Here is a 9,329-nt window from a genome sequence, read left to right as displayed (position 1 = left end):
AAGCTTGACACTAGGTATAGAAGTTATGCCATCTCCAACAGTACCCGAATCGTCAACAGGGTCGAGCTTGAACTCAGTGACTCTCGGGGGAACAATGTCGGCCGGGGCTGTCCGCAACTGCGGAACGGTTTGCGGATTGAGGACGACACCTCCAATTCGAACCGTAGCCGGGTATTGGGGCGCAGCAATACTTGTCAGCCCCAACAAACCTCCACCAACAAGCAGCTCTTGCAGGCGTTGGGCAGAAGTTCCAATTTGGCGGTCATCGCCATCGCTGAATGTTCCGTTGACTGGATCAACACTCACAAACACGGTGCTGTCAATCATGTCACCGACGACACGCAGGCGCGCCAAAGTGCCTGCCTTGAAGCTATCAGCGTTCGCTCCTGTGCCGCCCAGAACGGCATCGTCACCCAAATTGGCGCCAACAAGAAGATGCAGGTTCCTTGCAGAACCGCCGATTTGCAAGACTTGTAGACCTGCAACGGCCAGATCACCGGAGGCATCGCCCTTGGTGACAAATTGAGTCAGTGTTCCGTCGACATTGACGCGCCAAGCAGCAGCAGTGCTACCTGCATTGATGCTGTTGGCTCGTCCGTGAACGCTCCAAACTCCCCCACCAACAAGACCGCCCACGGAGACGTTGCCGAGCGTATTTCCTGAAGTCGTGCCCGACAGAAAGATGTCCACGTCAAGATTGCCCGTGGCATTCAAGGCAAGCAAGCTCGCAGCGTTAATGCTGTTATTGCCATTGCCCCGTGCCCAATCGGCCACATTCACAGTCAGTGCAGAATTCCGAGCTGAAAGCTGAGTTCCTGAAACTTTCGCTGCCGTCAGACTGAAACTCGCACCACTGGCAACGTCAATGAAAGATGACTGAATGCTCCCAAGAGTAAGGCTCTTAACACCGGCCTGAAACATGCCGATGCCAAAGAAATCAGCTTGCGATAGATTGATCGCACCGATGTCCGAAACAACTTGGATGGACGAGATGTCCACCCGTTGACCGCTGACGGCATTGAGACTCAAGGTACTCTGAGAGGTCGTACCCGACAGTTTGAGTGAGTAGCTCCCTGACTGCAGCTTGACCCAATCCACCGTCCCTGGCCCGGTCAAGGTCACCGATGGCTCAGCGGCAACAGACTGCGTTCTAAGGTCACCCGGTGCGACCGCAATTTTCGCGCGGGGTTGATCCAGAAAGCTCGGTGACTCGAAAGCTCGACGGGTCACCGCATCTTCTTGTGGCACCAGAAAATGACTACCAGGCACCAAATCGGCCGACAACAGGAGGCGGCTCTCGAGGCTTTCGAACTTGAACTGCGGCATCTCCGCTGCATGGCCTCTACCTCGCGCTGCTGCAAGCCGATCAAGCTGCCCCGAGTACCAACGCTGCACTCGCTTCAACCGAGACTGCAACCAACCCAACCACAACGCACTGGCCCGACTGACCAGCGCCAACAAAAGACGACTGGGGCGCACTTTTCCAAGCGTACGGCTTGCAAACTGACGAGATACATTGACACGGCGACTCGAGACCATTCGATTGCTCCTGCGTGGCGCCTTGGTTTCTTTGCCCAAGACCAATTCAACAGTTGTCAACCGCGAGCCCGAGGTCACTTGCGTTTCGCGTCCACCGGAAAAATGAGTTATCACCTAACTCACATGCTCCCCATGAATGCACTACGCCATCGTTTGAGAATCCGACGCGTTCGCTGGTTATGTTCCGGAAATGTAAAGGGGCATGAAACTGCAAGTCATCCCCCTAATTGACGGGGCAGCCACGCTCATTCTTCACATAGTGTTCATAAAAATGACGCACCAAAGTCGGTTGAGGCAGACATGATGGACTCGCACCACTGGGCACTTCCGCATCGTTCTACCCTCTGAAAATGATCCCCCCGGCATGTGCATGTACGCCATGTCAAATGACAGTCGACGGCTTACATTGATGTCGATGAACTAAGCGGACCGATGGTGCGTTGCCATAAACTTTGCTGGTGAACTATTACCAATCAAGGGCTAGCCGACCAGCTAGTGGGGCGCAAACAGAGACCACCCTGACCAAACTTCTCTATTTGAATTGGATGGCCCGAATGCCTCATTGAATGGCTTAGGAGCTCAAGTCCTCGCGACTGCTGACCCACATCTCAGCGCCCTGACTGATGGCGAACTCAATCTAGGATCGCTTGTCGAATCCAAAGAGCCCGCGCACTATCCGCGGCAAGTTCTAGGCTGGGTGCCTTAAGCCCACGCCTGGATCCACTCCGCTGTGCGCAGGCTCTCGTGGCTAGGTCTCAAATGGGCACTTGAGTCACCCGGTTGCTCTCCAGGATTCGCAACACTGCACTCGCATCCAAATGCCCCCACCGGTACAGCCAATGCGTCGCGGCCACCGTCAGGTCCATTCGGTTCACTTTGACCCAGGCGATTTCTGCACCAAGCTCTGTCGCGACGCAATGTGTCAGTGGACTCAGGCAGACCGACGCGCAAAGCTCGTCTTCAAGCACCCAGGCCAACAGCTCGATTTGATCGACCACGGTCAGGTCCCGCTTGTTTGATCGAATGATGGCCACCCACGGCGTGCCTGTGAAATACAGGTTTCGCTGCAGCAAGTACTCATCCAGCCGTTGACCAAAACGCCGGATGACTTTGGCGTCTGCTCCGCGCATTGGTGTGACCCGAATCGCGAAGCGCTGGAGCTCTAGGGCGTGGGTTTGATGTGGGGTTTGGCGATCAAGCATGATCCACCTCCTTCAGATCCGACACCAAGTACTGGAACCAGCTGAGAGCGTTCAGCAGGAGACCCTCCGTCACGCGGCGCACACGTTCAGCGCTCTCTTCATTGGGCAGCTTATTTTCGCTGGCGCCGGATGAGAGGCTTTCTTGCACATGCGCAGGAAATGGGTCGTTAGGCTCATGGGGGTGCAAGTAGTTCTTGGTGGTGAGCAGAGTTCTGAAGTCCACCGGAAAGTAGGTCTCGGCCGTGAGGTCGAAGTCATGGTCGAGCAACCAATTGCAGACGTCGTGTCGACTCCTTTGAAGAGTCTGTCCAAACAGCGGTGCGATGACACACCAGCCCTGGGAGTAGCTCATCACGTGGCCTGTTCGCGCCAGATGTCGGCGCATGTCCTTGAAGAAATGTTGTCGCGTGCTTTGCGACGGAGCGCCATGCAAATGGACGAACAAGAGCAAGGCATGAGCAAGTGTTTTCTGTTGCTTGAAATAGTCAGTCATAGGAATTCCTTGTGAGCTGGCAAGATCAGGGCGTAGCTCCGCCCTGCCCTTGCCTGCGGGACATTGACGATGAAATCAGTGGATGCGGATGGACCGCGAAAGCCTTGGCGTCAGACGCGACGCGGGCCGGCTCGAGCGGGTGGCCTCAAGCCACGCGGAGTGGTTAGCGGGCCCATATCAACGCAAGGCCTTCAGCGCCAGCGCCGCGCGCCTCAAGAGCAATGCCGCGGCCAAGGCCTTGAGGATGGCGCATCGGCAACTGGCCGCTTCCGCTGGGGTGAAGGAAGCCCCTGACTCGCTAACCACTTCAAAGTCTTCAGCGAACGCCAGCAGTGAGCGAGGGCAATGAACGTAGATGACTTGGACTTCCACCTGATCGATCAACCAGGCCAAGGCAATGTGGCGGGTCTGCACACACTCATGTGGCTCGCACACGATCATGCAAAGGTCCAAGTAAGAACCGCACCACCGGTCTTGCAGCATGAGCACACGACGCAGCTCGTTGTAGAACCGCCGCCGAATTCTTCGATTCAGCCCAGGGCGTAGTTCCAATGCAATCAAGAAGGCCTGGAGGTCTTGCGGCGCACTGACGTAAAAGTCTTTCATTTCGTTCTCCTTTGCTGGATGCGGACGTAGCTCCGCCCTGCCCTGCTGTTTGGGCATTTCGAAATCACTGTTGGGTTTGAAGGGGCTGCGGCCTTTTGCTGCTGATGGAAATTTCTGGAGTCAGCAGAGATGGCGCGCTAGCAGGCTCAGCCGCTAGGCAGCGAGTTGCCCTGGCGATTCGCCGGGCAGGCTGGCGCGAAATGCAGAGAATGCGGCATCCGTCGCGGAGTCAGCGTTGGCCGCCGTGGCTGACTTGTGCCGAGTGGACAGGGGCGCCATGCGTAGGGGTACAGGTTTCTCAGGCACGGCCTCATTGGCCCCCACTTGGGAATGAGCCTGCTGTGGTGCTCCGTCTTGCGCCCCCGGGCTCTCGCCCTGCCCGCTTGAGAACCTTGTGGCCAGCAAGCGGTCGATGGCCGAGCCGTCGCGGCGCGTGAGGTTGGGCACAAAGCGGCTGTAGACCCGAAAGAGCATTTCGGTGCTGGCATGTCCCAGTTGGCGTGCGATCCACTCTGGCGCCTCGCCAGAGGCCAGCCACAAGGTCGCTGCGGTGTGGCGCATCTGATAAGGCCTTCGCTTGGGCAGGTCCAAGTGCCGCAGGATGGGATACCAGACCCGGTCGGAGAAGTTCTTGTTGTCCAAGGGCATGCACTCGCTGTTGCAGAACACATAGGGACTCAGCCTGGAGGTGGCGGCATGTTGGCGTTTGAGCGCTTCATAGACCACTTGCGTCATTTGGATGTCGCGCTGGCTGGAGTCGGTCTTGGTGTACTCGTCCTCCCCGAGCACAAAGGTCTCTCGGATCAAGATGAGTCGGTTTTCAAAGTCGACGTACTTCCACTTCAGTCCATGGCATTCACCAGTTCGCAAGCCGGTGAAGAAGCGTACGGTGAAATAGTCGCGGTAGTCAGGTCGCACGGTGGCCAGTAGTCGCTGCACCTCATCCAATGCAAAGGGCTGAACGTCAGCCTTGCGGATCTTTAGAGGCTTGAGGTTGGCGATGGGGGAGACAAAGCCAAAGGCTTCGCTTGCGTCATCCAAGATCTGCCGCAAGGGGGCCAAGATGCCATTGATCCGCTTGTTGCTCATGGTGGCTTTGGCGCGACCGGGCAATGCGGCCAAGTCAGCGCGGAAGGCCATCACCTCCGCTTTGGTGATGCAACCGACCTTGGTCTCGCCGAACCGGGGCACCAAGTGGCCCTTGAGCGTGGAGTTCAAGATCTTGATGTGAGAGCGGCGCCACTCCACTTGATGCTCGGCCATCCACTGCTTGGTGTACTCAGCGAAGGTTGGCGTGCGGGCAGCCAAAGGTGGAGGTGACTCAGTGGGCGCCGAGGCTGGTAAGCCGGCGCCGGCAACCACAGCCTCAGGAGGAGCAGTCGTTCGGCCTTTGAACTTGCTGCCCGGGAAGGTCTTGGCGTAATCGAAGGTGCCTGCTGCGATTTGCGCTTCAATGCTCTCCAGGGCCTTTTGCAGGCGCTTGCGATTGGCTGGAGTGTCGGTGAGCGCGGTGTACTCTCGGCAGCGTTGCCCTTGGAAGCGAAAGTCCATGAAGAGCGTTCCGCGGCTACTTAGGAGTCGGATGCTACCCATGGAAGACTGCTCCATTGGCCATGGGGATAGCGGCGAAGTCCTTGCCCGCCCCCAGGTGCATGTCCCGCTCAATGTTCTCCCAAAGATAGAGAATCTTGCGTCCGCCAAAGGGTCGGACATAGTGCAGGCCCTCCAGCAGGACACTGTCCTTGAGGCGCTCGCGGATGGTGCGAACGTCGTACTTGATCTTGGCCGATAGTTCGTCGGTCGTCAGATAGGTCTGACCCATGCTAATCTCCTTCACAGATGATTACTTTGATGATCAAACGCTGCGATTACTCAGCGCTTGAATGCAATATTAATCATCCAATGAAGTTTTTCAAGAGCATTTGATTATTTTTGTTATCAATCGTTGTCAGTGAGCATCAAGTGATCCGCTTTAAGTTAGCCGAACAAATGGAAAAAAAGCAGTTCCGCGAGTCACGGCGACTCACGGTGCAGGAAGTTGCCGAAGGCTCCGGCGTGAATCGGATGACTCTCTCCAAGATACTGAACCATCGCGGCTACAGCACTGGCACCGATATCGTGGACCGCCTGTGCACGTACTTTGGGTGCACGGTTGAAGAGCTACTTGAGCACGTGCCCGAGTGAGTTGGGATTTGTGTTTAGGGATGGCGGCAATGCAGCGGTAGCCGTCAGTCGCGGCTACTTCTGCTGCGACCGAACACCGACACAAAGCCTTCGTTCCGCATGACCAACGGCGGCAACTTCAAAACCTTAGTGTGCCAACGTATCGCCATCAAAGGCCGTACTTGCGCTTCCGATTCTTGAAGGCAGGCTCAGTGCCTTCAAGAATCTCAACGACTGTGCTCTTGATCAGGGGCGACTCGATGCCGCCTGAGACGTAATTGAACGTGTTGGTCGCCTTGTCGCAACTCGCGCAAATTATTTGCTCGGCGTCGCAGACCACGGCCAAGTTCGGGTTGTGCGTCACCATGATGACTTGGCGCCGGTGCTTGGCCGCCTTGATGCATTTGACCAGCACCTTGAAGATGGTTTGGTTGTCCAAGTTCTCCTCAGGCTGGTCGATGATGATCGGGATGTCGTCCTTGTCCACGAGCAGGTAGAAGACGAGCAAGAGCAGGCCACGCTCGCCGGGCGAGAGCTGGCTGATTTCTTGTTGGTCGAACGTCAGCGAATACCTTGGCGCCAGATAGCTCATTCCGTAAAGGTAGTCGAGGATGTCTTGAGGCTCACCGCCCTTGCGGAGTTGATCAACGATCCGGGTCTCGCGGCCAGCACCGGATTCACGTCTATCAAAGTGCAGCATGTCGTCGATGGACTCGAGGAATTTCAGCGTCGAGTCCACATCTCCGAAGGTGACCTCCTTAAGCAGCCCACGCATGAGCTGATTGCTCTCGTCCACTCCTGAGAAGCTGCCCCTCGACTGCCGATTAATGCGGGCGAAGAATTGCTCCATGAAGTTCGACTCTTCGATGCGCACGTCGAAATCCAGCGGCAGGTGCATCTCCATCTGGGCAGCAGATTTGACGAACTGCTGCACCGGCTCATACAACCGCCGGTATTCCTCAACGGTCATGACAATCTGCTTGTGGACCCCCAGGGCCAGTTTCACCCGATTCGCGCGTAGAGCCGCGAGCTTGCCGGGCAGCGCGCCCAAGGACTCGATCTCGGCCTTAAACCACTCAATCGACTGCGGCTTTTCCTTGTTTCCGACGAGCTCATCCTTGGCTCGCTCCCACTTGGCAACCTGATCCTTGAAGAGGATGAACAAGCGCTGCTTCTCGCCGAGCTTGCTCTTCACTTCACCCATCGCCGCCTCGGCCGTCTCGCGACGCTTAAGGAGACCAGTGGGCTCTTGATTGGCCAGCGAGGCGTCCACTCCAGCAATTGACTCTTTGGCGGCCTTGACCAGCGCATCGAGCCTCGTGGTGTCGATCTTTAGTTCGACCACCTCGGAGGCCTTCAAGTCCGCGCTGGCCTCCGCCAACATGGGGGCCAGCTCAGCCAAGAATTGATCATGGGCCTTTTTGTGGTTGGCGATGGCCTGGGCGACCCGGCTCAGAACGGCTTGGCGCTTGGCGTCGGCGGCCTTCTTGTCGCGAAGCAACTTATCTTCTTCGCGAAGCTTTTCGAGTTCATCCTTCAGCGCCTGAATCTTCTCGGTGGCAGCCTTCGATTCTTCCTGTGCTGCTTCCGAGACCGTCGGGTCTTCCACCGGGGTGGGTTTCGAGGCCACGAGGGAGTTGAACTCGGCGACCTTGGCGTCGAGCTGCTCTTGCAGCGCTTGCTTGAACTCCGGCGTGAGTCGGCGCTCGGTCTGCAAAATCTCTGCGTTGGCCTTCGATATTTCCTTGATGACCTGCTCACGCGCGCTGTCAATCTCGGCGACCTTGAAATCGAGCAGTTCGTCCATGGATGTGTAGCCCAGGCGGGCTTCCTCCGGGACGTGCGTGTAGATGATCTTGCGCAACTCGGTGTCGAACGTCGCCGAGCCGCCGTCGCCGAGCTCGTTGCACAGCGTCTCGAGATAGCTCTGCGGTAAATACTTCACCCGCTCCACACTAGTCTCAGACGGGTCTTGGTCGAGTGGGCGCTCCGATTCGGTGCCGTCGTGCCATCCCAACGCACCGAGGAAGTGCTGAGCGAGCTTGTTCCTCGGATTCCGAAAGCGCGTGTCTTTGAGGAACGAGAAGCTCTTGAAGTTCTTGGTGTCGCCGGCCAAACCGGCGATGTCGGCCATCGCGCTCTTTCCGCTGCCCTTGTTGCCGATGATGGCGACCAAGTCGTGGCTCAGCGGCATGTCTACGTTGAACCAAGTGTCTGTCAGCGTGGAGTCGGATTTTCGGCGAATGCGGATACGAGAGGCGTATTTGGTGCGGTTGGCCTCGACCAGCAGGCGCTCAGGCGGCGTGTCGCCGATGAACACGCGATCCTCGAACTCCGTGATGGCTTGGACGAGGCCGTCGAAGGTGGCGTCGGCCTTGATCCAGGTGAAGCAGTTGCCGACGCGGTCCTTGTTCTCCGAACTGCTCGGCGCATGGGCGTCGGAGCAGTCAAGCAGCGTGGCCTTCACGTTGGACCCGACAAGTTTCTTGCGAGCTGCGTCGTATGCAGCCGGATTTTCGGAGGCAGTGAAGACCAAGTCAGCCTGATTGATGATGTTGCGCTTCTCGGCGATGGACTGGTCATCCCATTTGAGGTTGTCCCATTCCGTCTTGCCAACCGCGATCAGGTATTTTCCGGAAAAGTAGGGCTTATCAAGCGCCTCGAGCACCTTCTCCAGACTCACGCACAAGTTGTTGAAGCCCTCCTGCAAGTGCGGGGCGTAGTCCGCTTGTTTCTCAGCCGGCGCCGACTCTACGATCATTTTTCCGAGTTCGGACAGGCTGTCGCGGGTAATGACGCCTTTCCATTTGCCTGTCCAGCCGCTGGAGTCGGGAATCAGTTGGTAGCTCGGGGTCAGCGAATTGAGGAATTGCTGCTGGATGACCTCAGGGTCCATCGCGTCGAAGATGACATGCAGGTTAATTCGGTTCCAGCCAGACTGCGAGTACGTGCCGTCCTTCTCTTTCTTGACCACCCCGGCGAACTTGTCCAGGCGCAGCTCAATGACAGGCAGTAGCAGATCGATATTTTTGAGTCGGCCTTGCTCGAGCTTGGCTCTGCGCGCGCGCTCATAGCCATCAATGAAGATGTAGTCATTGATGCCAATGGCCTTGAATTCGGGCGGCAAGGCCTCGAGGTCTTGAAGATAGGCTTCCCAAGCGTCGGCCTGACTGGAGCCGGGATAGTTGTGGACGACCGACGAGGGTGTGTGGACGTGTAAGTCCCACTTTTTCCAAGCCGAGCCGGCAGGATCATTCTTCATTCAATTGCCCCCTGAATTGTTGGCCGATGCAGGCCGAAGTTACTTCCCGCTGCTCGTGCTTCTT

Annotated in this window: 8 protein-coding genes and 1 pseudogene; 2 read left to right on the top strand and 7 right to left on the bottom strand. The window is 57.2% G+C overall.

What is annotated here, in order from left to right; genetic code table 11:
* Positions 1–255 precede the first annotated feature (255 nt).
* A complete protein-coding gene (locus LNV06_RS15130; RefSeq protein ID WP_263539104.1) occupies positions 256–477 on the top strand; it encodes a hypothetical protein in 222 nt (73 codons plus the stop codon).
* Between the two features lie 780 nt (positions 478–1,257).
* On the opposite strand, the pseudogene LNV06_RS22670 reads toward LNV06_RS15130, so the two are convergent.
* The 6 genes and pseudogenes from LNV06_RS22670 to LNV06_RS15105 form a co-directional block, all read right to left on the bottom strand.
* Positions 1,258–1,326 (bottom strand): annotated as a pseudogene (locus LNV06_RS22670) (LEPR-XLL domain-containing protein); the annotation flags it as partial.
* Between the two features lie 968 nt (positions 1,327–2,294).
* Positions 2,295–2,741, bottom strand: coding sequence for a hypothetical protein (locus tag LNV06_RS15125; RefSeq protein ID WP_263539103.1), 447 nt, complete (start codon positions 2,739–2,741; stop codon positions 2,295–2,297).
* On the bottom strand, positions 2,734–3,234 hold the full coding sequence (locus LNV06_RS15120; RefSeq protein ID WP_263539102.1) for a hypothetical protein: 501 nt from the start codon (positions 3,232–3,234) through the stop codon (positions 2,734–2,736). The genes LNV06_RS15125 and LNV06_RS15120 overlap by 8 nt, the downstream gene beginning before the upstream one ends.
* Before the next feature lie 177 nt (positions 3,235–3,411).
* Positions 3,412–3,840 (bottom strand): hypothetical protein, encoded by a 429-nt coding sequence (locus tag LNV06_RS15115; protein WP_263539101.1) that lies wholly within the window; start codon positions 3,838–3,840, stop codon positions 3,412–3,414.
* Positions 3,841–3,993: 153 nt separating this feature from the next.
* Positions 3,994–5,433 (bottom strand): Arm DNA-binding domain-containing protein, encoded by a 1,440-nt coding sequence (locus LNV06_RS15110; RefSeq protein WP_505190986.1) that lies wholly within the window; start codon positions 5,431–5,433, stop codon positions 3,994–3,996.
* A complete protein-coding gene (locus LNV06_RS15105) occupies positions 5,426–5,662 on the bottom strand; it encodes a hypothetical protein (protein WP_263539099.1) in 237 nt (78 codons plus the stop codon). Before LNV06_RS15105 ends, LNV06_RS15110 begins: the two co-directional genes overlap by 8 nt.
* Positions 5,663–5,772: 110 nt before the next feature.
* Here LNV06_RS15105 and LNV06_RS15100 point away from each other — a divergent pair, with 110 nt between their 5' ends.
* Positions 5,773–6,024, top strand: a complete 252-nt coding sequence (locus tag LNV06_RS15100) for a helix-turn-helix domain-containing protein (protein ID WP_263539098.1) — start codon at positions 5,773–5,775, stop codon at positions 6,022–6,024.
* A 148-nt stretch (positions 6,025–6,172) separates the two neighbouring features.
* Here the strand turns inward: LNV06_RS15100 and LNV06_RS15095 are convergent, their stop codons facing one another.
* Entirely contained in the window at positions 6,173–9,265 is a 3,093-nt protein-coding gene (locus LNV06_RS15095; protein WP_263539097.1) for a TrlF family AAA-like ATPase, read from the bottom strand.
* Between the last annotated feature and the right edge of the window lie 64 nt (positions 9,266–9,329).

The sequence above is a fragment of the Paucibacter sp. Y2R2-4 genome, assembly GCF_025717535.1.
GTDB lineage: Bacteria > Pseudomonadota > Gammaproteobacteria > Burkholderiales > Burkholderiaceae_C > Paucibacter_A.
The sequence above is the reverse complement of the archived record's forward strand: the minus strand, read 5'-3'. Positions and strand labels throughout refer to the sequence as shown.